The sequence below is a fragment of the Enhydrobacter sp. genome (assembly GCA_025808875.1).
Classification (GTDB): domain Bacteria; phylum Pseudomonadota; class Alphaproteobacteria; order Reyranellales; family Reyranellaceae; genus Reyranella.
In genome coordinates, this window is record CP075528.1 from 2727424 (window position 1) to 2751352 (window position 23929).

The following is a 23929-nucleotide window of genomic DNA, read 5'->3' on the forward strand; positions in this document are numbered from 1 at the left end:
AAGCGCCCACGAACTCGGCTATAGACGTTGCCACCATGCTGACCATCTACGGCGTCCATCGTTCCCGCGCGTCGCGCAATATCTGGCTGGCCCACGAGTTGGGCATTCCCTTCAAGCAGGTGCCGGTGATCCAGCACTACCGCGTCAAGGAGCCCGCTCCGCCCGGCACGATCCACACCCGGTCGCCGGAGTTCCTGAAGGTAAACCCGAACGGCCACATCCCGTCGGTCGACGACGAGGGCGTGATTCTGCACGAGTCGCTGGCCATCAACCTCTACCTCGCCAAGAAGCATGGCGGGCCGCTGGCGCCGGCGAACGTCCTCGAAGACGGCCAAATGACGATGTGGGCGCTTTGGGCGGCCACGGAGGTCGAAAGCCCGGCGCTCTCGCTGTTGCAGAACGGTGTCACCGAGACGGCGATGGCGGCCCTGCGCGGGCCCTTCTCGGTCCTCGACGCGGCCCTCGCCTCCGGCTTCCTGGTCGGCAGCCGCTTCACGGTGGCCGATATCAACACCGCCGAAATCGTGCGCTACGCCCAGGGCGCGACGGCGTTGTTCGATGCCGCACCGAGGGTCAAGAGCTGGCTGGCCGCTTGCCATGCCCGCCCGGCATTCAGGAGAATGTGGGAGGCACGCGACAAGGAGCCTGCCTAGTCGGGAGGAGCACGGCGTGGAGTTGGACAAGGACCGGCTGGCCAAGCTGCTGAACCTCACGCTCAGCCAGCACGACGCCGAGGCTCTGGCGGCGATCCGCAAGTCCAACGACCTGCTCCGGCAGCACCGGACGACCTGGGATGCCATTCTTGGCGTATCGCCCATCGAGGAACCCGCCGCTTCGTCCGGCGGCGCTCGACCGAGAGCGCCCGACGGCGGTCAGCCGGCAAGCCAGGCCGAGCCGCGGCTGGCGGCCGGCCATACTTTCGCACGCGACTATCGCAATGCGTTCCGTCGCGAGCCGTTCGTTGCCCGCATGCTCGCCTTTCCGTTCTGGTTCGCGCTCGAGCTCCTTGCGCTGGCCCATCCACGCGCCAGAATCAACAAGCGAGGACGGGTGATTTTCGCCGTCTTCGTCATCTCTCTGGTGTTGAGCGGCGCGGCCTGGATCGCCGCGGCCTACTACGTGGTGTTCGAGCTGGCGGGATAGCCAAGTTCAGCTTGCGATGATGAACGGCTTGGCCTGCGCGTCGTAGTCGGGATAGCCGAGCGTCGTTCGCAGTTCCGCCGGCGGCAGAGCGCTCTTCGTCTCCGCCTCACCCGCTGCCAGGGCGGCCAATCCGGCCTTCATGCCCGCGATGGCGGGCGACAGCATTCCCGTCGGGTAGGTGCCGATCTTGAAGCCCAACGCGGCGGCTTCCTTCTGCGAGGGCGTCGCGCGCGGCGCGCCCGGCGACAGCACGGCGAACGAAGGCTTGCCCTTCGCCGCCTTGATGGCGCGCTGGACCTCGCCCTCATCGGCGGGCGAATCGAGGAACAGGATGTCGGCACCCTCCTCGACATACATCTCGATACGCGCGACCGCCTCGTCGATGCCCTGTGTCGGCCGGCAATCGGTGCGCGCCAGCACGAGGATGCCCGACTCCCGGGCGGCCTGGACGGCGGCGCGGATCTTCATGCGCGCCTCCTCGCGCGGCAGGCATGGCTTGCCGGCGGCGGTGAGCGCGCGCGGCGTGATCTTGTCCTCGATCAGGACGGCGGCGGCGCCGGCGCGGCCATAGGCTCGCACCGTGCGCTGGACGTTCATGGCGTTGCCGTAGCCGTGATCGCCGTCCGCGAGGACGAGCGTTTGCGGCGCGGCGGCGTGCACCATATTGAAGGAATCGAACATCTCGCCAAACGACACGAGGTCGAGGTCGGGTCCGCCGAGACGACTCGCCGCGACGCAGGAGCCGGACAGGAAGGCCGTCTTGAAACCCGCCGATGCCGCGAGCTTGGCGCTGATGCCGTCCCACACGGCCGGCATCACGATCAGGCCGGGCTCGGCCAGCAGGGCACGCAAACGATCAGGCGCGTTCATCGACACTTTCCTCCCGGTGACAGTCGGTCGGGAGGATAGGTCGCCAATCCTCACGCGGCCAGCATGAGACGGTCTATCGAGGCTGCGAAACCGAATTTCTCGTAGAACCGCCGCGCATCGCGATTGAAGCCATGCACCGACACCTCCAACAGGAGATGGCCGACGCCGCGGCTGCGCCAGCCGGCGCGGACCGCCAGATCGTCGAGCTCGATGACCTTGCGCGGAACGGCGCCGGCAAATGCCGACGGCGGGCGGGTCAAGGCCCGGCGCTCACGCCGCCAGCACCAGGCGATCGCTCGCCGCCGCGAAGCCGAAGCTTTCGTAGAAGCGCTTGGCGTCGCGGTTGACCTCGCCCACCACCGCCTCGACGTGGGTGGCACGCCGCTGGCGCGACCATTCGACGGCCGCGGCGAGCAGGCGCCGGCCGATGCGCCGGCCGCGCAGATCTTCGCGCACCATGAGGTTGTCGACCTCGACCACCTTGTGCGCTCCGCCGCCATCCAGCGGCACGATGCGGGTCAGCAGCACGGCCACGCCCAGGATGCCGATCTCGCTTTGCGCCACCAGCAAGGTCGTGTCGGGGCTCTCCAGCCACGCCATGACCTGCTCACGGGCATGGTCCGGATTGGCCAGCAACACGCAGAGGTCCTCGCAATCGCGCGGACCCGCGAGGCGCACGCGGATCGGCACCGGTGCGGCAGCTTCTACATCCTCATCGCTGGTCGACATCTCATCCTCCGTTGCGGTCTCGCCGCGACCCGGAGGCCCTCTCCAGAAACACAGAAGCCGCCGGGAAGCGGCGGCTTCGTCAGGTCACAACCCTTCGCGCCGCCTATTTTGGCGACGTAAAGTACCAACCCTTCTGGAGCAGGTTCGTGTGCATGCGCTTTGTATATCCCGCGCCAAACGCCTCTGTCAATGCGGGCGCTACCACTCCTCCAGCTTGAGCAGCGGCCCGTTGCCGTCGGCCGGGCGCATGAACACCACACGCTTGCCATCGGTGGTCTGCTTGATCTCGTCGCCGCTCAGCGGTCGATAACCTTCATCCAGAAGCTGATCGCGCACGACTACCACGTCAGCGACCTTGTGGCAGACGTGGTGCACGGCGCCTGCCCATTCGTGCGCCGCGACTAGGCCAACCAACCGCGAGTCCTGATCCGGCTGCAACAGCCGTAGCCGCGTATAGCCGAGATCGACGAAGGCGGATGAACACCCGTATCGCTCGATGCGTTCCGTCGGCGAGACCTCCGCCCGGTAGAGATCACGATATGTCGCGGTCTCCGCGTCGAGATCCCGCACGAGCAGCGTGACGTGGTCGAAGGTGCCAAGGTCAACCGTGACGGCTACTCCGCCGCCACCGCCATCGCCTGCTTGAGACCGGGCATGGTGAAGCCGAGCTTGTCGAGCTTGGCGATCATGTCCTTGCCGGCCTTCTCGTCGGTCTCGACCAGCGGCGGACGGACCGGCGTCCAGGCCGCGTCCGAACCGTAGTGGGCGATGCAATATTTCAGCGCCGGGATCATGACGTAACCCTGCATGACACCGCGCACCTCGTTGATCCAGGCCTGCAGCTTGTCACCTTCCGGCGTGGCGTACTTCCTGTAGGTCTCGGCGATCTTGCCGGGATTGATGTTGGCGGTGGCGCTGATGCAGCCCGCACCGCCCGACTTCACGTTGTCGATCAGCGGCTTCTCGTTGCCCGAGAAGACGTCGAAGCCGTCCTTGGCGAAAGCATCGATCATGCTCTTGGTATGCGGCCAGTCGTCGGACGAATCCTTCATGCCGGCGATCTGCTTCGGGTAGGCCTTCATCAGCCGCTCGACCAGCTTGTGGGTGATCGGCACGGCCGACACCGGCGGGATGTGATAGAGGTAGACGCGCAAGCGGTCGTCGCCGACCCTCTGCACGACTTCCGAGAAGAAGCGGAACAATCCGTCCTCCGGCACGCCCTTGTAGTAGAAGGGCGGCAACATCAGCACGCCACCGACGCCGAGCTTGGTCGCATGGGCGCTGACCTTGGCCGCCTCGGTGATCGAGCAGGCACCGGTGCCCGGCATCATGCGATCGGTCGGCACGCCCGCGGAGACCGCGGCCTCCAGAAGCCCCATGCGCTCGTCGGCCGACATCGAATTGGCTTCGGAGTTGGTGCCGAACACGGCCAGGCCGCAATCCTGGCTCAGCAGCCACCTGCAATGCGCGATGAACCGGCCGACGTCGGGGGAGAGGTCGCGCTTGAAGGGGGTGACGACCGGCGAAAGAACGCCTTTGATCCGCGCAGCGGCCATGATTTTATTTCTCCCGAAACAAGTCGCCTTTTGTGCAACGAAGCGCCGGGGACGTCCAGTGGCAGCAGAAATACTTCCTGAAGACGGCTATGCGGGCACGCTGGTCGGCCGCGCGACAACGGCGGCCGGGCCAAGTGTCATCTCGGTCCGGAAGGACGGCGTCTTCGACATCACGGCTGCAGCGCCCACCGTGTCCGACCTGTGCAACGCCGAAGATCCCGTGGCGCTTGCGCGTACCGCCGGCATGCGGCTCGGTTCGCTCGAGGAGACGATCCCGGCCCTGCTCGCCCCCATCGACCTTCAGGCGATCAAGGCCGCGGGCGTCACCTTCGCCGTCAGCCTGCTCGAACGGCTGATCGAGGAACATGCGAAGGGCGATCCGGCGCGTGCCGAGCGCGTGCGCGGGGAGCTGAACGGCATCATCGGCGCCGACGTCTCCACCATCAAGCCGGGCTCGCCCGAGGCCGAGGCCCTGAAGAAGACCCTGATGGCGCGCGGCGCGTGGTCGCCCTATCTCGAGGTCGGCATCGGCCCCTACGCCGAGATCTTCACCAAGGCGCCGCCGATGGCCGCCGTCGGCTACGGCGCGGAGATCGGCATCCGCACCGACAGCGACTGGAACAATCCCGAGCCCGAAGTGACGCTGGTGGTGAGCGCACGAGGCAGGATCGTCGGCGCGACGCTCGGCAACGACGTCAACCTGCGCGACATGGAGGGCCGCAGCGCGCTGCTCCTCGGCATCGCCAAGGACAACAATGCCTCCTGCGCCGTCGGACCGTTCGTGCGCCTGTTCGACGATACGTTCTCGCTCGACGACGTCCGCAAGGCCAAGGTCGAGCTCGAGGTGACGGGGCCGGACCAGTTCCGCCTGCGCGGTGCCAGCGACCTGTCGAAGATCAGCCGCGATCCGACCGATCTGGTGGCACAGGCGATGGGCAGCCATCACTCCTATCCAGACGGCATGGTGTTGATGACGGGCACGCTCTTCGCGCCGACCGAGGCGCGCAAGCCGGGCGGGCTGGGCTTCACCCACGTCGTCGGCGACACCGTTTCGATCCGCTCGCCCAAGCTCGGCACGCTGACCAACCGGGTCAATCATTGCGACAGGATCCCGCCGTGGACGTTCGGAACGTCGGCGCTGATGCGGAATTTGGCGGCGCGCGGCCTGCTGAAATGACCGGCGATCTCTGCCGGTTGCCGGCCTCGACCTTGCGCGAGCATATCGCCGCCAAGAAGGTCTCGCCCCTCGAGTTGACACGGGCGGTGCTGGCGCGCGCCGAGAAGCTGCAGCCCGTCCTGAATTGCTTCGTCACGCTGGTGCCGGACCATGCGCTGCTGGCGGCGAGCCAGGCCGAGGATGCCGTGATGCAGGGCAAGCCGCTCGGCCTGCTGCACGGCATCCCCTATGCCGCCAAGGATCTCGTGAACACGTCGGGCGTGCGCACCACGTTCGGCTCGCTGCTGCACGAGAACAACCTTCCCAAGGAGGACGCGGTCGCCACCGCCCGCCTGCGCGCGGCGGGCGCCGTGCTGTTCGGCAAGACGACGACGCCGGAGTTCGGCCACAAGGCGCTGACCGACGCGCCGTTGTTCGGGCGCACGCGCAATGCCTGGAGCGCGAACCATACGTCGGGCGGCTCGAGCGGCGGCGCGGCGGTCGCGGTCGCCGCCGGCATCGGGCCGATCGGCGTCGCCACCGACGGCGGCGGCTCGACGCGCATCCCCGCCGCGGCCAACGGCATGGTCGGCCTGAAGCAGAGCAACGGCGTGATCCCGCACAGCCAGGTGGCCGACGCCTTCGGCAACTACACCTACGTGACGCCGATGACCCGCACGGTGATGGACACCGCGTTGATGCTGCAGGCCATGGCCGGACCGCATCCCAGCGATCCGTGGTCGATCGGTCTCGTGCCGCAGGACTACCTCCAGGCGGCGCGCGCCGAGGGCGACCTCGAGGGCAAGCGCGTGCTTTACAGCCTGACGCTCGGAAACAAGCGCGTCGCCAGGGAAGTCGCGGCGGCCTTTGAGGCGTCGCTCGTCAGGCTGCGCGAACTCGGCGCCGAGCTGGTCGAGCTCACCGAGCCGATGCCCGAGATGGAGCCGGTGTGGAAGGTCATCAACCACACCACCTGGCGGGCCAGGTTCGGCGACATGATCCGCCGCGACGACAACCGGATGTCGGCCTCGCTGGTGCGGCAGGTCGCGATGGCCGAGGAATGGAGCGGCGCCGACTACCAGAAGGCGATGTTCCAGCGCACCGATATCTTCCGCATGGTGCAGCGCTGGTTCGAGAATTTCGACTACCTGGTGACGCCGACCCTGTCGCGGACCGCCCTGCCGATCGACCAGGATCTCTTCGAGCCGATCCGGATCGACGATGTCGAGGCCGGCGAGCTCAGGCGCAACTGGTTTCCCTACACCATGCCGTTCAACATCACCGGCCACCCGGCGCTCACGATCTGCTGCGGCTTCGACGGCGCGGGCCTGCCGATCGGGCTGCAGTTCGTCGGCCGGTTTCGCGACGATGCCTCGGTTCTGCGCATCGCCGCGCTCTACGAGGCGAGCGAGAACTGGCTCGACCGATGGCCCGACCTCTGAGGCGACCCGCGCCGGCCAAGAGGCCGCCCCCCCTGACGGCAGAGGAAATCCAGTCGCGCGTGCTGCACCGCGACGGCCTGATCCTGGTGATCGACAAGCCGGCCGGTCTCGCGGTTCACGCCGGTCCGAGCGGTGCGCCGAACCTCGAGGAATGCTTCGACGCCCTGCGCTACGGCCTGCCACGGCCGCCGGCGCTGGCCCATCGCCTCGATGCCGACACGTCGGGTGTGCTGGTGCTCGGCCGCCATCCCAAGGCGCTCGCCAAGCTCGGGCGCCTGTTCTCCGGCCGCGACACCGAGAAGATCTACTGGGCCGTGGTCGACGGCGCGCCGCCGGCGGAGGAAGGCGTGTTCGACGGCAGGCTCCTCAAGGTGAATACGCGCAGCGGCTGGTCGGTGAAGGTGTCGGACAAGGGCCAGGTCGCGATCACCCGCTACAGGGTCCTTGGACGCGCCCCCGGCATGAGCTGGCTGGAACTGGCGCCCGAAACCGGCCGCACGCACCAGCTTCGCGTTCATTGCGCCGCCGCGGGCTGCCCGATCGTCGGCGACCGCCTCTACGGAGACGCCGCCGACCGGAGCCACGGACTGCATCTTCACGCCCGCTCCATCGTGCTGCCGCTGTCCAAGAGCAAGCCGGCGATATCGGTGACGGCGCTGCCGCCGGCGCACATGCTGAAGGCGCTGACGGCCTGCGGCTTCAGTCCCCCGTCCTGACCCAGACGCGCAGCGGATCGCCGAGTTCGAAGCCTGCATCGAGTGCCGCCTGCAGTTCGCCTCCCGACTCGTAGCCAACGACGGGCAGGCGCGGAAAGGTCTGCGCCGACAGAAGGGTCAGCGACCGGAATACGGCGACGGCGTCGACCGCGTCGGCCACGACGTTCGACAGGCCGACGACGCCTTCGGCGCGGTACAGCATGCCGCCCGCGACGATGCGAAAGCCCCGCCAGCCGGTGAACATGGCGAAGGCCGGATCGTCGAAAGGCAGGGACGCCGGCGCCTCCACCTCGCGTTGCCAGACGATGTCGGTCGACGGCGCGTCGAGCGCCGGCATGACGCCCCTGATCCACGACGCCTCGAGCAGGACATCGAAGCCGCGCCGCGACAGGTCGAGCGCATTGAAGCAGTCCTTCACCGCCCAACGGCCCGGCAAATTCGACGCCGCGAGGATGTCCACGGCGGTCAGCTGCTCGGCGACATCGGCCGCGCCGCGCGCCAGAGTGACGACGTTGGGGTAGAAGCGCGGCACCGGCTCGGCATTGACCCAGGCATGCGGCAGGAACCGCCCGGGCTTCCCCGCCGCCCGACAGACCGCATCGCACCAGCGCGCGTTGTTCTTCGCGGCGGCGGCGGTCCAGCCGATCAGGCGCGCACTTCCTCGCGCTGGAAGATCACGTAGGCGGCCGCGAACACCACGATCATGCCGGCGACCAGGCCCGTCACCTGCGGCCAGATCAGCAACAGGCTCTGGCTGAGCGGCAGCGGTGCGTTGGGGATGGTGCCGCGCGACTGCGCCAGCACCAGGTTGGACAGGTCGCCGAACGCCCGCGTCTCCGGATTGAGCAGGGCGATGACGGCCTCGCTGAACAGGGTGCCCGGGGAGAGCCTTCCCAGCGCCAGGCCGAACTGTTCGACCGCCAAGACCTCTTCGGCGCTGCGGAACTGCGCCGGCGCGAAGCCCACGGTGATGGCCTGCGCGATCAGCGGCCACAGGATGAAGAAGAACAGCCAGAGCCCGAGCGCGCAAAGCGCCGACGTCGCCGTCGAGCGGAAGATCACCGAGAACAGCATCGACACGGCCAGCCACACACCGCCATAGGCGATCGCCACGACGAGGAAGCCGAGTGCGCGCGCCACTTCGACGCCGCGCGGCGGCAGGCCGAGCAGCAGCAGCCCCGACCCGAACACGATCAGGAACAGAGCGGACAGCGCGACAGTGAGCGTCGCCAGCCCGCCCAGGAACTTGCCGAGCAGCAGCGCGTCGCGATAGATCGGCTGGGACAGCACGCGCGAGAGCGTCCGGCGGTTGAACTCGCTGTTCACCGAATCGAAGCCGAGCCCGATCGCCATCAACGGGATCACGAAGCTCAACGCGGCGATGAAGGAGATGCCGACGCGGTCGGGCGCCACCGTGAAGATGCGCAGGAACAGATAGGCGTCCGACTCGATGACGTTGCGCAGGGCCTGGAGCGTGAAGCCCACCGGCAGCGCGCCGAACACCACCACGAACAGCGTCAGCACCATCATCCGCATGCTGGTCAGATGGTCGGACAGCTCCTTGATGAACACCGGCCCGAGGCCGGTAAAAGGCGAACCCTCACGCCGCACGACGCGCCTCCTCCTGGAAGTACCGGGTGTAGACCTCCTCGAGACTGGGCTGGAGCTGCGCCAGACGGGTCAGCGACCCTCCGGCCGCGACCACGCGTTGCGCCACCGTCGCACGCACGTCGCGGTCGGCGACGACCCGCCAGGCGCCCTCACCGTCGGCCACGACCTGCTGAACACCCTCGATGTCCCGCAGGATGGCGGCGATGTCGCCGCCACCGCCGGCTTCGACGAGGACGGGATGGCCCGCACCCAGCACCTGGTTGGCCAGTTCGACGACGGTGCCCATCAGCGCGATCTTGCCCTTGTTGAACAGCGCCACCCGGTCGCAGACGCTCTGCACGCGATCCAGCAGATGCGAGCTGATCAGGACGGCCACGCCCCGCTTCTTCAGGCCGCGGATCATCTCGAGGAGCTCGTGCGTGGCGTGCGGGTCGAGGCCCGATGTCGGCTCGTCGAGGATCGCCACCTCGGCCCGCTTCATGACGATCTCGGCGATGCCCAGCCGTTGGCGCATGCCGCGCGAGAAGGTCGACACGCGCTTGTCGACCACGTCGGCCAGCTGGACGCTGTTCATCGCTTCCATGATCCGGGCGTCGATCTCGCGCCGCGGGATGTCGAGCAGCCTCGCCGTGTAGGTCAGGTTCTCGCGCGCCGTCAGCTGATCGTAGAAGCCGACGGCGTCCGGCAGATAGCCGACGCGGCGCTTGACCTGCAGGGGCTGGCGAACCGGGTCGAACCCCAGCACGCTGACCGATCCGCCGCTCGTCTCGGTGAGGCCGAGCATCATCAGGATGGTCGTCGTCTTGCCGGCGCCGTTGGGGCCGAGCAGGCCGAAGATCTCGCCGCGACGGATGGCGAGGTCTATGGCGTCGACCGCGCGGGCGGCGCCATAGAGCTTCAGCAGCCCGCGCGTTTCGATGACGTTGTCGGTCATGGTCGCTTCAGCGGCGTCCGAAGCGTGCCACCGCTCCCAGCAACACCAGCAGCGCGACGGCGATGATACCGATGCCGACGATGCCCCACACCGTCGAGGTCGTGACGGTGATGCGGAAATCCGCCGAGCTCGACTCGCCGCGCGCGTTGGCGCGGAACGAGGCCACATAGTCACCGGCGATCGTCTTGTCGGCCGGCGTGACCACGGCCAGCACTTCCTTGCGCTCGTTGGGCGCCAGGCTGGCGAGGTTCTTGGGATTGAACTCCACCTTCCAGTTGGTCGGCACGCTGCCCGCCAGCTCGACGTCCTCGACCGGGGCCGTGCCGTCGTTGGCGAGGATCAGGGTGTAGGTCGCGGGCTTGCCCGCCTCGGCCTCGCCGCTGAGGCGGTTATCGCGGGCCGTCAGCGCGAGCTTGCCCTGGCCGCTGATCTGCAACGTGACGCGCTGCTCGGCCGTCGCGCCCTCGGCCGACACCCTGACCAGCACCGGATAGTTGCCGGCCTTCACGTCGCGCGGCGGCGTCACCTTGATCCGGATGTCCTTGGACTGGCCGGCCTCGATCGGGATCGAGCTGATCTCGTTGCTGCCGTAACCCTCGGTGAAGGTCGACTGGAAGTTCGCCGGACCCTGCGCGGCAAGCGCCACCGTCAGATCCTTGCCGCTGTCGTTGCTGACCGTGAGCGTGTACTCGAACGACGAGCGCGGCGTGCCCATCAGCGACGGCAGCTTGGTCTTGAGGCCGAGCTTGGCCGGCGTCTCGCTGGCGATGGTGAGCGTGAGCGGCAGGTCGATCGACTGGGCAGCGCCCCTGGCCTGCACCGTGACGTTGTGCGAGCCGGGCCTGGCATCCCTCGGAACGTCGACGCGCAGCTGCAGGCTGACGCTCTCGTTGAGCGCCGGCATGGCCGCGGCAACCGGCTGGCCGCCGCCCAGGATGTCGACTTTCCAGCCGGTCGGCACGCCGCCGACCGACAGCGCGAGCTGCTCGGGCGCCATTCCGGCGTTCTGGAGCTTGAAGCGCACGGTTGCCGCTTCGCCGGGCCGCACCGTCTGCGACGGATAGTCGGTGAGAAGCCACAGTCCCTTTACGGCCGGCGTGTCGGCGGCGAAAGCCGGAGCAGCGATGAAGACGAGCAAAGCGATCAGCAGTCGGCGCATCGTGGAATCCCGCTTTCCCTGTTTGGTTGTTTTTCAGGTCGTGAAAATGGCAAAGGCCACGACAGAATCAAGCCCCTTAGGCGGCCGCGCTTGGCCGCGCCTTCATGCGCTCGTACCAGGCGGCGAGGTTCTTGTTGGCCGGATCGAGCGGCTGGCCCACGTTCTTCATGAAATCGAGGAACGCGAACAGCATGATGTCGGCCATGGTCAGCTTGTCGCCAGCCACGAATGGCTTCGAACCCATCTGACCGTCGAGCCACTTGAGCTTGTCGCGCGCCGTCGCCTTCAAGCCCTCGGCCGCTTCGGGAATGCAGCGGATGCGGCTTTCGAACATCTTCAGCCCCTCGGCGAAACGGAAGCCGTTGGCCGCGGGTTCGACGATGTTGAGGTCGATCCGGCGGGTCCACATGCGCGTCCTGGCGCGCTCCTCTGGCGTGTCGCCGATCAGCGAGGGCGTGTCCTTCTTCTTTTCGTCGACGTACTCGCAAATCGCCGTGATCTCGGCCAGCACCGTGCCGTCGTCGAGTTCGAGCGCCGGGCATTGCCCCGAGGGATTGACCTTCAGATAGGGTTCCCGGCGGTTTTCGCCGCCGCGCAGGTCGACATCGACCTTGGCGACCTCGAACCCCTTCTCGGCCATGAACATGCGGACCATGCGCGGGTTGGGGCCCACGGAATTATAGAATTTCATTGCTTCCTCCCTAGCGCCAGGGTTCTACCAGAATTTTCGTGTGTTGTTCGGGGTTGGCGAGGTCGTGGAAGGCTTTCTTGACACCGTCCAGACCGACTGCGCCCGTGATCAGGGAGGCGGCATCGACCTGGCCCTCGGCGAGGAGCCGCAGCGAGCGGGCAAACTCCTCCGGGGTATAGCCGAGCACGAACTGCAGGCTCAATTCCTTCACGATACCGAACATCGGCTCGATCGTGTCGGGCTCCATGCAGACGCCGACCACCACGACTCTCGCATCGCGCGGCGCCTTCTCGAGGATCTGTTGGATGATCCCCGGAACGCCGACACACTCGAAGATCGCCGCCTTCTTGCCTTGAGCAAGATGACTGTAAACATCGTCCTGGGTCGGATCGACCACGACGTCGGCCCCCATCTTGACCGCCAACTCCCGGCGCGTGGGCGAGAAGTCGGCGGCCACGATCGGTCGCACGCCCTTCAGGCGAAGAGCCGCGATCACGGCCAGCCCGACCGGGCCGCAGCCGATCACCAGGGGCGCCTCGTCCCCGGTCAGGCCGCCCTTCTCCACGGCGTGCACGCCGACCGCGAGCGGTTCGGTCAGGGCGGCATGCTCGGTCGGCAGCCCGTTGGGCACCTCGAGCATCAGCGGCGCCCAGAGGAGCATCCGCTCGGCATAGCCGCCGACATAGGTGTTGGAGTAGCCCATGCCCTTGAGGCCGTCCGCCTCCATCATCACCGGCATCGAGCAGACCCGGGTGCCGGGCTTGAATTTCCCGTCGGTGCGGGGACCGTAGTCGATGACCTCGCAGCAGAACTCGTGGCCCATGACGACGTCGCGCGAGAGGTCCATCGGCACGCGCCCCGGCACGCGCTTCGTCACCTCGACCATCCGATGGGCATGCTTGGCGGCGTGGAGATCCGAACCGCAGATGCCGCAGGCGAGGGTCCGCACCAGGGCCTGGCCCTCGCCGGGCACGGGGTCCGGCACCGCATCGACGACGATGTCGCCGCCGCGGAAGATCGCCGCCCTCACGTGATGAAATCCCTGACCGTCGTCACGAAGTCGTTGAGACGATCATGGTGGACCCAGTGGCCGGCATTGTCGAACTCGACCACTTTGGCGTTGCGGAAGTGCCTGATGCGGCCGTCCCGCTCGGGGTTGGAGGCCCAGCTCTCCTTGCCGTAGATCAGCAGCGTCGGGCAGGCGATCTCGGCCCACAGTGCCTCGATGTCGCCATAGCTCATGTCGTAGGGCGGCCAGGCGCGGACGTAGTTGTCGAACTTCCAGCTGTAGGTGCCGTCCTCGTTCTGGTTGACGCCCTGCTGCGTCAGGTGCCGCGCCTGCTCGGCGGAGAGGTGCTTGTTCTCCTCCTGCATGCGCTTGAAGGCGTCCTCGATCGTCGGATAGCGGCGCGGCAGGCGGCCGGAGAGCTTGCGCTGTTCGTCCACCCATTCGCGCATGCGCGCGGCCATGCTCTTGTTGCCGCGCTCGGCGATCACCTTGGGCGACGGGCCGAGCCCTTCGATGGCCACCAGCTTGCGCACCTTGTCGGGATAGATGCCGGCATAGCGCAGACAGATGTTGCCGCCCAGCGAATGGGCGACGATGGTGACCGGCGCCAGGCCCTGCTGATGCACGAGCTGGTCGAGGTCGTAGACATAGGACGACATGGCGTAGTTGCCGTCGGGCGACCACTGGCTGTCGCCATGCCCGCGCAGGTCGGGACAGATGATGTGCCAGTCCTTGCGCAGCGCCGCGGCGACCCAGTCCCAGTTGCGGCAGTGGTCGCGCCCGCCATGCACCAGCAAGAGCGGCGGCGCGTCGGGATTGCCCCAATCGACGTAGTGCAGTCGCAGACGCTGGGAAAAGAAGACCCGGGACGTCGGCCCGGGCATGCCTTCGAAGGTACTCATTCCTTCTCCTATAGCGTCCCGAAACGCTTTGCGTCACTCTATCTCCATGATGAGCCGCGAGCAGAACGAGCTGATCACCCGTGTCGGTCCGGGCACCAAGGGCGGCGCCCTGATGCGGCACTACTGGCATCCGGTAGCGCTCGCCGACGAGCTGCCGGACGAGCGCCCGGCCAAGGCCGTGCGCGTGCTCGGCCAGGATTTCGTGCTGTTCCGCGACGAGCGCGGGCGGCACGGCCTGCTCGACCGCGACTGTCCGCACCGGGGCGCCGACCTTTCCTACGGCCGGCTCGAGAATGGCGGCTTGCGCTGCCTGTTCCACGGCTGGCTGTTCGACGTCGACGGCAAGTGCCTCGAGACCCCTGCCGAGCCCGACGGCAGCGTGCTCTGTCAGCGGGTGCGCCAGCATTCCTATCCGGTGGTGGTCAAGAACGGCATCGTCTTCGCCTATCTGGGCAAAGGGGAAGCGCCGGCCTTCCCCGACTTCGACTGCTTCCTCGCGCCCTCGACCCACGCCTTCGCCTTCAAGGGTTTGATCGACTGCAACTGGCTGCAGGCGCTGGAGGTCGGCATCGATCCGGCGCACGCCTCCTACCTGCACCGCTTCTACGAGGACGAGGATCCGTCGGGCGACGCCTACGGCCGGCAGTTCCGCGCCAATTCGGCCGATTCGAACATCCCGATGACGCGCATGATGCGCGAGTACGGGCGGCCGACCATCGACGTCGAGGGCACCGACTACGGCCTGCGCCTGTTCACCCTGCGCAAGATCAGCGAGAAGCACACGCATGTGCGCGTGACCAATCTCGTCTTCCCCTACGCCTTCGTGATCCCGATGAGCACGGAGATGACGATCACCCAGTGGCACGTGCCGATCGACGACACCTCCTGCTACTGGTACGCGATCTTCACGTCGTTCGGGAAGCCGGTCGATCACCGGCAGATGCGCGAGCAGCGGCTGCAACTCTACGAGTTGCCGGATTACCGGCCGCGCATCGGCCGCCACAACAACTACGGCTACAACGTCGCCGAACAGAAGGCCCAGACCTACACGGGCATGGGTTTCGACATCAACGTGCACGACCAGTGGGCGATCGAGAGCCAGGGCCGCATCCAGGACCGCACGCGCGAGCATCTCGGCTACAGCGACAAGGCGATCATCGCCTATCGCCGCATGCTGCTGTCGGCGATCGGCCAGGTCGATCGCGGCGAGAAGCCGCCGATGTGGCTCGACCCGGCGCGGGCCTCGAGGATCCGCGGGCCCGTCACGGTCGACGGCATGGGACCGACCGAAGGCTGGCAGACCTACTGGAAGGAATTCGACGCCAAGCGCCGCGGCGGCTCGAGCTGGGCGGCCAATACACCCTCGCCCCTGGTGGCCTGATCCGAATGACTCTCGTCGAGAAGGCGGGTCTGTGGAGCGACGACCGCAAGGCCGCCGCGCGCGAGGTCGAGCGCCGCATCCAGGCCGGCGAGCTCACGGTCGTGCGCCTGTCCTTCGCCGACCAGCACGGCATCCTGCGCGGCAAGACCTATGTCGCGGGCGAGATCGCCGGCGTCATGAAGAGTGGCGTCGGCTTCAGCGCCACCATGCTGATGAAGGACACCGCGCATCGAACGGTGTTCCCCGTGTGGGGCCAGGGCGGCGCGTTCGGCGGCAAGGAATGGGAGGGCGCCGCCGACGTCGCGATGCTGCCCGATCCGGCGACGTTCCGCGTGCTTCCCTGGGCGCCGCACACGGGATGGATGCTGTGCGACATCTTCTTTGCCGACGGCAGGCCGGTGCCGCTCGACACGCGTCATCTCCATCGCCGCGCGCTCGCCTCGCTCGCCGAGGCCGGCTACGACTTCGTCGCCGGCCTGGAAGTCGAGTTCCACCTGTTCAAGCTCGAGAAGACCCGGCTGGCGCTCGAGGACACCGGCCAGCCCGGCCAACCCGGTCCGCCGCCCGACGTGTCGCTGCTCAATCAGGGCTACCAGTACCTGACGGAGCAGCGCTACGACGAGATGGATCCGATCCTCGAGATTCTGCGCGCCAACATCGCCGGGCTGGGCCTGCCGCTGCGCTCGCTCGAGGTGGAGTTCGGCCCGAGCCAGGTCGAGTTCACCTTCCGCGCCGGCACGGGCCTCGACCCGGCCGACGCCATGGTGCTGTTCCGCAGCGCCACCAAGCAGGTGGCGCAGCGCAACGGCTACCACGCCACCTTCATGTGCCGGCCGAAGATTCCAAACGTCATGTCGAGCGGCTGGCACCTGCACCAGTCGCTCAAGGACCGCAAGACCGGCGCCAACGCCTTCACCGATCCCGGCGAGCCGTTGTCGGCCGCCGGCATGCACTGGATGGCGGGGTTGCTGGCGCACGCTCAGGCGTCGGCGGCGTTCAGCACGCCGACGCTGAACGGCTACGGGCGATACCAGCCGTTCATGCTGGCGCCCGACCGCGCGATCTGGGCGCGCGAGAACCGCGGCGTCATGGTGCGGGTGCTGGGCGGTCCGGGCGATCCCGCCACGCATCTCGAGAACCGGGTCGGCGAGCCGGCGGCCAATCCCTATCTCTACATGGCGAGCCAGGTCGTGTGCGGCCTCGATGGCCTGCGGACCAGGGCCGATCCGGGCCCCTCGGCCGACACGCCCTACGAGGCCGAGGCGCCCCCACTGCCGCGCTCGCTCGGCGAGGCGCTCGCGGCGCTCGACAAGAACAAGGTGCTGCGCGCCGGTTTCGGCGATTTCTTCGTCGACTACTATCTCAAGCTGAAGCGGGCCGAGATCGACCGCTTCTCCGCGGGGGCCGACGACTGGGAGCAGAGAGAGTACTTCTCGATATTCTAGATGAGGACCGCATGACCGCCATCGCCGTCGTCACCACGGTCGGCAGCAAGAAGGAGGCGCGCGCCATGGCGCACGCTCTGGTCGACGCCAAGCTCGCCGCCTGCGCGCAGATCTCCCGGATAGAAAGCGTCTATTCCTGGAAGGGCTCGGTCGAGAGCGGCAAGGAGTACCGCATCCTCCTCAAGACCACGGAAGCGAGCTACGGCGCCATCGAGCGCGCCATCCGCGAACTGCACTCCTACGAACTGCCGGCGATCCACGCCTTCTCGTTCTCCCACATCCTCGGCGCCTACGCCGAGTGGATCGAGGAGAACGCCGGTTAGGCGCTCGACAGCATCTTCGTCCAGCGTTTCTGCATCTCGGCGGGGTCGACGACCTCCTTGGTCACCGACAGCGACCAGCGATAGCCGAAGGGACAGGCGACCATGCCGGATCGGTCGCCGTAGAACTGGTCCGCGACGGGGCGCACGAGCGTCGCGCCCGCCTTGATCGCGCGGTCGACCGCTTTGTCCGCGTCCGCGACCTGGATGTAGAAGGCGACCGGCGAGCCGCCCGTGGCGGCCGGGCTCCTGGCCCCGAAGTCCGGATACTCGTCGTTCAGCATCAGCACGCTGTCGCCGATCCTGATCTCGGCGTGGCCCACGCGACCCGAAGGCTCGGTGAGGCGGAACAGTTCGGTCGCGCCGAACGCCTTGCCGTAGAACGCGATCGCGGCCTTGGCGTCGTGGACCGTCATGTGGGCGCGCAGGGTCTGGCCGTCCGTGCTCTTTGCGCTCATGGCATCACCTGTGTTATATTACGTTACGTATTGTAACGTAAATAGATGCCCCGTCAAGCCCCCTCCCCGCCGATCCGCGGCCGGCCGCGCGATCCGCGCATCCGAGCCACCATCCTCGCCGCCGCCCGCGGCCTTCTGGAGCGCGGCGGGCTCACCGCCGTCACCATCGAGGCCATCGCCGGCAAGGCGGGCGTCAGCCGGCCGACGATCTACCGCTACTGGCCGAACGCGCCGGCGGTGGCGATGGCGGCGTTCCTCGAGGCGTCCGATGCGCCGGCGGCGGGCCGCGCCGGCCGCTCGCCGCGCGCCGCGTTGCGTGCCCAGCTTCATGCGGTCGCCGATGCCTTTGCCGCGCCGACTGGGCGCAGCATCGCCGCCATGGTCGCCGCGGCGCAATCCGAGACCGAACTCGCCAAGGCCTTCCGCAACGAGTTCATCGCCCGCAATCGCGACGCCGCGCGCCTGCTGCTCGAACGCAGCGCGGCCGACGGCCAGATCGACGCTCTCGTCGACACTGAGCTCACGCTCGACCTCATCTTCGGACCGCTCTTCTACCGCCTGCTGATGGGCCACGCCCCGATCACGCACGGCTTCGTCGATCGGCTGCTCGAGGTCGTCATCCCGTCACGCGACTGAGGGCCGCCGCCGTTTCCTCGACGAGCCTGCCGACCAGCGCGGCGGCCGGCATCTCGCGCGCCAGCGTCGGCGCCTGCCCGCTCCACAGCGACGTGAACTCGGCCGATCCCTTCGCCTCGGCCGCCGTCCGCAGCGGTTGCGAAGCGCCCGCTGCCAGCGGAAACGGCGGTGCGTCGGCGCTCATCGGCCCGATCTCGCGAACGTAGCGGTTGACGATGCCGCGCGCCGGCCGGCCGGTGAAGACGTTGGTGAGCGTCGTGCTGCCGTCGTCGGCCTGCCTCAGCGCCGCACGATGCAGCGACGACGTCCTGGCCTCGGGCGAGAGCATGAAGGCGGTTCCGATCTGCACGCCGGCCGCGCCGAGGGCGAGCGCCGCCACGATCCCGCGCCCGTCGCCGATGCCGCCCGCCGCGATCACCGGCACCCTCACCGCATCGACGACCTGCGGCACCAGCGCCATGGTGCCGGGCTGGCGCGCGATGTCGTCGGCGAGGAACATGCCGCGATGGCCGCCGGCCTCGTTGCCCTGGGCGATCACCGCGTCGACGCCGCGGCCCTCCAGCCAGCGCGCCTCCTCGACCGTCGTCGCCGAGCTGATCACGAGAATGCCGGCATCCCGAAGCCGCTTCATCAGCGCGCCGTCGGGCAGGCCGAAATGGAAGCTGACCACCCTCGGCTTGAACTCGAGCACCACGTCGCACATCGCCGCGCTGAACGGCGCCCGCACCGGGCCGTCGGCACCGGCATCCGCGGCGAGGCCGAATTCGCGGTAGTAGGCCGCCAGTCGCCGGCGCCAGCCGGCATCGACGCCGGCATCGAAGGCCGGCTGCCGATGAACGAAGAAATTGACGTTGAAGGGACGCCCGGTACCCTGCTTCACGAGCTGCAGTTCACCGCGCAGGGTGTCGGGCGTCAGCATCGCACCGGCGACGGCGCCCAGCCCGCCCGCCTCGGAAACGGCCACCGCCATCTGCGGCGAACTGATTCCCGCCATCGGCGCCTGCAGGATGGCATGCTCGATGCCGAACAGGTCGAGCAGCCGTCGATCGTGCCACATGCGATGGAACCTCCTGCCGAGGCGGCGAGCCTACCATGCTAGTCTGCAATCGCGCTTTCCGGGAGACACCAATGATGCGCGGCAGCACGACCGTCCTCACGGTCGAGAACGTCGGCGACAGCCTCGCCTACTATCGCGACAAGCTCGGCTTCGCCGTCGCCTTCGAGTACGGCACCCCCACCTTCTATGTCGGCCTGTGCTCGGGCGGGGTGTCGCTCCATCTCATTGCCACCTCGCATACCCAGCCGCCGCGCCAGCCGGGGCAGGGCGGCGTCGTGATCTTCGTCGACGACGTCGACTCGGTGCACGCGGACCTCGTCCGTCGCGGCGCGACGATCGTCGTTGCGCCGGGAGATCGCGATTATGGCCTCAGGGATTTCAATGTTGCCGATCCGGACGGCAACATGCTGGTCTTCGGCTGCGAAACCAAACCGGCCTGAACGGAGACATCATGGAACTTTGGCAGTATGACGCGACCGACCTCGCCCGCCTCATTCGCACCGGCCAGGCCTCGGCGCGCGAAGCCGTCGATTCGGTGCTGGCGCGGCTCGACCGGGTCAATCCGTCGATCAACGCCGTCGTGCGGCCGTTGCACGAGGAGGCGCGCGCCCTGGCCGAGACGGCCGATGCCGCCCGCGCGCGCGGCCACGCCCTGCCGCCGCTGCACGGCGTGCCGGTCACGACCAAGATCAACGTCGACCAGGTCGGCCTGCCGACCGACAACGGCGTCGCTCCGCTCAAGGACCTGATCGCCCAGGAAGACAGCCCGGTCGTCGCCAACCTCAAGCACGCCGGCGCGATCGTCGTCGGCCGCACCAATGCGCCGGCCTTCTCGATGCGCATCTTCAGCGACAACGCCCTGCACGGCCGCACGCTCAACCCGCGCGATCCCGCGGTGACGCCCGGCGGCTCGAGCGGCGGCGCGGGCGCGGCCACCGCGACCGGCATCGGCGCGATCGCCCACGGCAACGACATCGGTGGCTCTGTGCGCATTCCCGCCTATTGCAACGGCGTCGTCGGGCTGCGCACCGGCTTCGCGCGCATCCCGTCCTTCAATCCGACGGCGGCCAACGCCGGCCGTCCGATCGGCGCCATCCTGATGGCCGTGCAGGGGCCGCATACGCGCAGCGTGCGCGATGCCCGGCTGGCGCTCGAGGTGATGGCGCGCGGCGATCGCCGCGACTGGCGCTGGAACGACGTGCCGATGCAGGGCCCGCCGCCGGCGCGCCCGATCAAGGTGGCGATCGTGCCCGAGTTCCCCGGCAGCAAGACCCATCCGGCGCAGGCCGCGGCCGTGCGCGCCGCCGGGAAGCATCTCAGGGGCACCGGCTACGTCGTCGAGGAGATCCAGCCGCCCGAGCTCGAGCGCTGCGTCGCGCTCTGGCACATGATCTGCGTCACCGACGTGTTCGGCGGGTTGTGGCCGCAGATGCAGAAGATGGGCGATCCCGACGGCATCGCCGCGATGGGCCACTGGCTCGCCTTGCACAAGCCGGTCGATCTCGCGACCTACGTCGCCGCGCTCGCCGAGCGCGAGGGCATGCTGTTCCGATGGATGAGCTTCATGCAGCAGTGGCCGCTGGTGATCCTGCCGACGCTCGCCGACCTGCCGCCACGCCAGGTCGCCGACATCACCCTCGAGGGCCAGCGCGAGGTGCTCGATTCGATGCGCCCGGCCCTGATCGCCCCGCTGCTCGGCCTGCCCGGCCTCGCTGTGCCGGTGGGCAGCCACGGCAGGCTGCGCACCGGCGTGCAGATCATGGCCATGCGCAATCGCGAGGATCTCTGTCTCGATGCCGGCGAGGTGATCGAGGCGGCGGAAGGCGTGGTCGAGCCGGTCGAGCCGGCCAACGGCTAGCTAACGCAGCACCTCCCGGAAAATGCATCTGTCGACGCCGCGGCCCGACACCGCGGCGCGGCTCGACCAGTGCCAGAGCGGCGTCCAGTAGTCCTCGACGATCTCCTGCGCCGCCTTGCGGTCGTCGATGATGTAGCCGAACTCCTGCAGGTTCACCGGGTACATGTTGTCCGAGCCGATATAGAAGAGCCGATCGTCGACCATCCAGAACTTGGCGTGGTTGGCGATCTGCTGCCCGTCGGGCCATTGGTTCTCCGGTCCGAAGCGGAACGACGCCAGGTGCACGCGCTGGCACAGCATGGCGTTGACCGGATCGGGGCCGCGGCGAATCTGGTATCGCCACAGCGGATCGAGCGCCTCGAAGCGCCGCGACACCAGCTCGCGCAGCCGTCGCGCCACGACTTCGAGGCGGACGCCGTTATTGTAGATGCTGCCGGTGTTGCCGACCGCACCGTAGTTCGAGAGCACGATGTGGATGTCGCCGTCGTTGTGGAACAGGAAGTCGACCAGCCGCTCGAGCGCCGTCTCCGGGAAAAGCGTGTCGGCCCGGCCCATGTTGAAGCCGAGATCCTGCTGCACGATCCGGATGTTGCCGCGCGCCGCCCCGAGCGCGAGGTCGCGTGCGAGCTCGCTCTGGTTGGCGAAATCCCGCGTGATGCCCGCGCCCAGGCGCGCCACGGCAAGCACTTGCAGCGGGCCGACGGCGGGCGACGGGCGAAGGCGCGGCGACGGCACGCAGCCCGAGACGTTGCTGCCGACCACCGAAATGGTGGGCTTGCGATCGAGGTTGGCGCAGACGTAGCGCCACAGCGCCTCGATGTAGCGGGCCGCGCTGGCGGCCGCGGGGCCGCGCATCCTCATCGAGAGATCGTGCACCGGATTGCCGACGAGATAGTCGGCCGACCATAGATTGTGGCCGCCCGACAGCACGTCGCGACCGTCGACCGCGACGATCTTCGCGTGATTCCACGAGTAGCTGTCGCAGCCCTCGAACACCAGGCAGGAGCGCATCGCGGCGACGCTCAGCACCAGGCGCCCCATTTCTCGCGGAGCCAGTTCGTCGAACACCCGCCGGGCATCGACGTTGGCCGGCGGATACTGGCCGACCAGCAGGCGGACGGTGACGTCGCGCCGGCTCCGCGCAAGCTCGGCAACGGCATGACGGAGGACGCCGAGGAAGCGCGTGTCGGGCGCGGGTTGAAGCAAGGCGATGTCGACGCTCTGCCGCGCCCCGGCGATCATCTCGTGGATGCCGGCGAGGATCGAATCGGAGTGGCCGAGGCAGACCTTGCGCCTGGCGATCGTGCCGCAAACGCCGCTGGTGCAGTCGCCGTCGCTCAGGCAGGCCGGCAGCAGCAGGTCGGGATCGCAGTCAGCGCAATCGAGCGCATAGTAGGGAAGCTGCGAGGATTTCCTCCCCCACCCGCCGGGCGTCTGCACCAGCCAGCCGCGCGGCAGGGCGTTGCCGCGCGTGAGGTCGTAGGTGACGCCCTTGAAAGTGCTCGCCGGATCGCTCTTCGCGAGCTGGTCGTGGAGTTGTTCCAGCAGCGGCCGCCTCAAGGACGGATCGGGCGAGCGCAGCTCCCGCTCGCGGATGACCGAGGCGAGCGGCGTCGCCGCCTCGAGCGGGCCGCCGTAGGGGCTGGCGAGATGTTCGGGAACCGCGCTGTTGGGCAGCATGCCGCTGCAGGAGGCGGCCAGCGTCAGCGCCAGCGCCAGGATCGGACGAATCGCACGAAGGAGGATCATGGACAGCGACTCGATCCGCTCGCAAACTCGACGGTGAAACGCAACGCGTCCCCCAAGGTTCCCGCAATGTCGAATGTCCTGCTGCAAACCACCGTCGTCGGTTCCTATCCGCAGCCGGATTGGCTGGTGGATCGCCAGATGTTGAGCAAGGTCGTGCCGCGCACGCGGCTGCGCGAGATCTGGCGGGTCGGCGAGCCCTTTCTCGAACAGGCGCAGGACGACGCGACCTTGCTCGCCATCCGCGACATGGAGCGTGCCGGCATCGACGTCATCACCGACGGCGAGATGCGCCGCGAGAGCTATTCCAACCGCTTCGCGACCGCGCTCGAGGGCATCGACGACGAAAATCCGGCCGAGATCGTCAGCCGCACCGGCACCCGCACCGCCGTGCCGCGCGTCGTCGGCCGGATTCGTCGCACCCGCCCCGTCGAGCTGCGCGACATGCAGTTCCTGCGCGCCAACACCGAGCGCCTCGCCAAGATCACCCTGCCCGGTCCCTTCACCATGGGCCAGCAGGTCAAGGACGAGTTCTACGGCGACGCCGAGGCGATGTGCATGGACTACGCGGCGGCGGTGAACGAGGAGGCGAGGGAACTGGTCGCGGCCGGTGCCGACGTCATCCAGCTCGACGAGCCGTGGCTGCGCAACAACCCGGAGGAAGCCAGGCGCTACGCGGTGAAGGCGATCGACCGCGCACTCGAGGAACTCGCGGTCCCGACCGTCGTCCATCTCTGCTTCGGCTACGCCGCCGTGGTCGGCACCAGCAAGCCGTCGGGCTACTCGTTCCTGCCGCAGCTCGCCGACAGCACGGCCCAGCAGATCTCCATCGAATCGGCGCAGCCCAGGCTCGATCTCGGCGTGCTCAGGGATCTCGGCCGGAAGAAGATCATGCTGGGCGTGATCGACCTCGCCGATCCCGACGTCGAGACGCCCGAGGCGGTCGCCGCGCGCATCCGAGCCGGCCTGAAGTTCGTCGCGCCCGAGAATCTCCTGCCGGCGCCCGACTGCGGCATGAAGTACCTGCCGCGAGCCACCGCCTTCGGCAAGCTCAAGGCGCTGGCCGCCGGCGCCGCCATCGTCCGCCGCGAGCTGGCGTAGGAACGCCGC

27 protein-coding genes are annotated in these 23929 nt (G+C 68.2%); 12 read left to right on the plus strand and 15 right to left on the minus strand.

The window, feature by feature from the left end:
• The first annotated feature begins 35 nt into the window (after nt 1-35).
• Together KIT25_13540 and KIT25_13545 are read left to right on the plus strand one after the other, a co-directional pair.
• Entirely contained in the window at nt 36-653 is a 618-nt protein-coding gene (locus KIT25_13540) for a glutathione S-transferase family protein (protein UYN93093.1), read from the plus strand.
• 16 nt (nt 654-669) lie between these two features.
• Nucleotides 670-1143, plus strand: coding sequence for a hypothetical protein (locus KIT25_13545; GenBank protein UYN93094.1), 474 nt, complete (start codon nt 670-672; stop codon nt 1141-1143).
• A 6-nt stretch (nt 1144-1149) separates the two neighbouring features.
• On the opposite strand, the gene KIT25_13550 is transcribed toward KIT25_13545, so the two are convergent.
• The 5 genes from KIT25_13550 to KIT25_13570 all read right to left on the minus strand — a co-directional run bounded on the left by KIT25_13550 (nt 1150) and on the right by KIT25_13570 (nt 4298).
• The gene (locus KIT25_13550; GenBank protein ID UYN93095.1) at nt 1150-2013 is read right to left on the minus strand and encodes an isocitrate lyase/PEP mutase family protein; all 864 of its coding nucleotides are present in this window, start codon (nt 2011-2013) and stop codon (nt 1150-1152) included.
• 50 nt (nt 2014-2063) lie between these two features.
• The gene (locus tag KIT25_13555; GenBank protein UYN93096.1) at nt 2064-2273 is read right to left on the minus strand and encodes a GNAT family N-acetyltransferase; all 210 of its coding nucleotides are present in this window, start codon (nt 2271-2273) and stop codon (nt 2064-2066) included.
• A gap of 10 nt (nt 2274-2283) precedes the next feature.
• Complete coding sequence (locus tag KIT25_13560; protein ID UYN93097.1) at nt 2284-2742, minus strand: GNAT family N-acetyltransferase; 459 nt, start codon at nt 2740-2742, stop codon at nt 2284-2286.
• Nucleotides 2743-2940: 198 nt separating this feature from the next.
• A complete protein-coding gene (locus KIT25_13565; protein ID UYN93098.1) occupies nt 2941-3312 on the minus strand; it encodes a VOC family protein in 372 nt (123 codons plus the stop codon).
• 44 nt (nt 3313-3356) lie between these two features.
• Complete coding sequence (locus KIT25_13570; protein ID UYN93099.1) at nt 3357-4298, minus strand: dihydrodipicolinate synthase family protein; 942 nt, start codon at nt 4296-4298, stop codon at nt 3357-3359.
• On the opposite strand from KIT25_13570, the gene KIT25_13575 reads away from it, so the two are divergent.
• From KIT25_13575 to KIT25_13585, 3 genes are read left to right on the plus strand one after another with little or no spacing between them, the layout of a single operon-like run.
• The gene (locus KIT25_13575) at nt 4297-5475 is read left to right on the plus strand and encodes a fumarylacetoacetate hydrolase family protein (GenBank protein ID UYN97930.1); all 1179 of its coding nucleotides are present in this window, start codon (nt 4297-4299) and stop codon (nt 5473-5475) included. The genes KIT25_13570 and KIT25_13575 overlap by 2 nt on opposite strands.
• Nucleotides 5472-6896 carry an amidase gene (locus KIT25_13580; protein UYN97931.1) on the plus strand — a complete coding sequence of 475 codons (1425 nt, stop codon included), beginning with the start codon at nt 5472-5474 and terminating at the stop codon, nt 6894-6896. Before KIT25_13575 ends, KIT25_13580 begins: the two co-directional genes overlap by 4 nt.
• Before the next feature lie 32 nt (nt 6897-6928).
• Nucleotides 6929-7612, plus strand: coding sequence for an RNA pseudouridine synthase (locus tag KIT25_13585; GenBank protein UYN97932.1), 684 nt, complete (start codon nt 6929-6931; stop codon nt 7610-7612).
• Here KIT25_13585 and KIT25_13590 read toward each other — a convergent pair.
• From KIT25_13590 to KIT25_13620, 7 genes are all read right to left on the minus strand, one after another.
• The gene (locus KIT25_13590; protein ID UYN93100.1) at nt 7596-8144 is read right to left on the minus strand and encodes a hypothetical protein; all 549 of its coding nucleotides are present in this window, start codon (nt 8142-8144) and stop codon (nt 7596-7598) included. The two genes, KIT25_13585 and KIT25_13590, sit on opposite strands and share 17 nt — an antisense overlap.
• A gap of 113 nt (nt 8145-8257) precedes the next feature.
• Nucleotides 8258-9223, minus strand: a complete 966-nt coding sequence (locus tag KIT25_13595) for an ABC transporter permease subunit (protein UYN93101.1) — start codon at nt 9221-9223, stop codon at nt 8258-8260.
• Complete coding sequence (locus KIT25_13600) at nt 9213-10157, minus strand: ABC transporter ATP-binding protein (GenBank protein ID UYN93102.1); 945 nt, start codon at nt 10155-10157, stop codon at nt 9213-9215. The genes KIT25_13595 and KIT25_13600 overlap by 11 nt, the downstream gene beginning before the upstream one ends.
• A 7-nt stretch (nt 10158-10164) precedes the next feature.
• On the minus strand, nt 10165-11316 hold the full coding sequence (locus tag KIT25_13605) for a hypothetical protein (protein UYN93103.1): 1152 nt from the start codon (nt 11314-11316) through the stop codon (nt 10165-10167).
• A 76-nt stretch (nt 11317-11392) separates the two neighbouring features.
• Nucleotides 11393-12007, minus strand: a complete 615-nt coding sequence (locus tag KIT25_13610; GenBank protein UYN93104.1) for a glutathione S-transferase — start codon at nt 12005-12007, stop codon at nt 11393-11395.
• Nucleotides 12008-12017: 10 nt separating this feature from the next.
• Nucleotides 12018-13037 carry a zinc-binding dehydrogenase gene (locus KIT25_13615; protein UYN93105.1) on the minus strand — a complete coding sequence of 340 codons (1020 nt, stop codon included), beginning with the start codon at nt 13035-13037 and terminating at the stop codon, nt 12018-12020.
• Entirely contained in the window at nt 13034-13900 is an 867-nt protein-coding gene (locus KIT25_13620) for an alpha/beta hydrolase (GenBank protein ID UYN97933.1), read from the minus strand. Before KIT25_13620 ends, KIT25_13615 begins: the two co-directional genes overlap by 4 nt.
• A gap of 64 nt (nt 13901-13964) precedes the next feature.
• On the opposite strand from KIT25_13620, the gene KIT25_13625 reads away from it, so the two are divergent.
• The 3 genes from KIT25_13625 to KIT25_13635 are packed head-to-tail and all read left to right on the plus strand — an operon-like array spanning nt 13965 to nt 17067.
• On the plus strand, nt 13965-15299 hold the full coding sequence (locus KIT25_13625; GenBank protein ID UYN93106.1) for an aromatic ring-hydroxylating dioxygenase subunit alpha: 1335 nt from the start codon (nt 13965-13967) through the stop codon (nt 15297-15299).
• 5 nt (nt 15300-15304) lie between these two features.
• The gene (locus KIT25_13630; protein UYN93107.1) at nt 15305-16744 is read left to right on the plus strand and encodes a glutamine synthetase; all 1440 of its coding nucleotides are present in this window, start codon (nt 15305-15307) and stop codon (nt 16742-16744) included.
• Nucleotides 16745-16755: 11 nt separating this feature from the next.
• Complete coding sequence (locus KIT25_13635) at nt 16756-17067, plus strand: divalent-cation tolerance protein CutA (GenBank protein ID UYN93108.1); 312 nt, start codon at nt 16756-16758, stop codon at nt 17065-17067.
• Here KIT25_13635 and KIT25_13640 read toward each other — a convergent pair.
• Nucleotides 17064-17522, minus strand: a complete 459-nt coding sequence (locus KIT25_13640) for a VOC family protein (protein UYN93109.1) — start codon at nt 17520-17522, stop codon at nt 17064-17066. The two genes, KIT25_13635 and KIT25_13640, sit on opposite strands and share 4 nt — an antisense overlap.
• A gap of 45 nt (nt 17523-17567) precedes the next feature.
• Here KIT25_13640 and KIT25_13645 point away from each other — a divergent pair, with 45 nt between their 5' ends.
• Nucleotides 17568-18158 carry a TetR/AcrR family transcriptional regulator gene (locus KIT25_13645; GenBank protein ID UYN93110.1) on the plus strand — a complete coding sequence of 197 codons (591 nt, stop codon included), beginning with the start codon at nt 17568-17570 and terminating at the stop codon, nt 18156-18158.
• Here KIT25_13645 and KIT25_13650 read toward each other — a convergent pair.
• The gene (locus KIT25_13650) at nt 18139-19215 is read right to left on the minus strand and encodes a nitronate monooxygenase (GenBank protein ID UYN93111.1); all 1077 of its coding nucleotides are present in this window, start codon (nt 19213-19215) and stop codon (nt 18139-18141) included. The genes KIT25_13645 and KIT25_13650 overlap by 20 nt on opposite strands.
• Nucleotides 19216-19286: 71 nt before the next feature.
• On the opposite strand from KIT25_13650, the gene KIT25_13655 reads away from it, so the two are divergent.
• Nucleotides 19287-19655, plus strand: a complete 369-nt coding sequence (locus KIT25_13655) for a VOC family protein (GenBank protein UYN93112.1) — start codon at nt 19287-19289, stop codon at nt 19653-19655.
• 11 nt (nt 19656-19666) lie between these two features.
• Complete coding sequence (locus KIT25_13660; protein ID UYN93113.1) at nt 19667-21073, plus strand: amidase; 1407 nt, start codon at nt 19667-19669, stop codon at nt 21071-21073.
• On the opposite strand, the gene KIT25_13665 is transcribed toward KIT25_13660, so the two are convergent.
• Nucleotides 21074-22822, minus strand: a complete 1749-nt coding sequence (locus KIT25_13665) for a hypothetical protein (GenBank protein ID UYN93114.1) — start codon at nt 22820-22822, stop codon at nt 21074-21076.
• Nucleotides 22823-22888: 66 nt separating this feature from the next.
• Between KIT25_13665 and KIT25_13670 the strand changes: the two genes are divergently transcribed.
• Nucleotides 22889-23920, plus strand: a complete 1032-nt coding sequence (locus tag KIT25_13670; GenBank protein ID UYN93115.1) for a 5-methyltetrahydropteroyltriglutamate--homocysteine methyltransferase — start codon at nt 22889-22891, stop codon at nt 23918-23920.
• Nucleotides 23921-23929 lie beyond the last annotated feature (9 nt).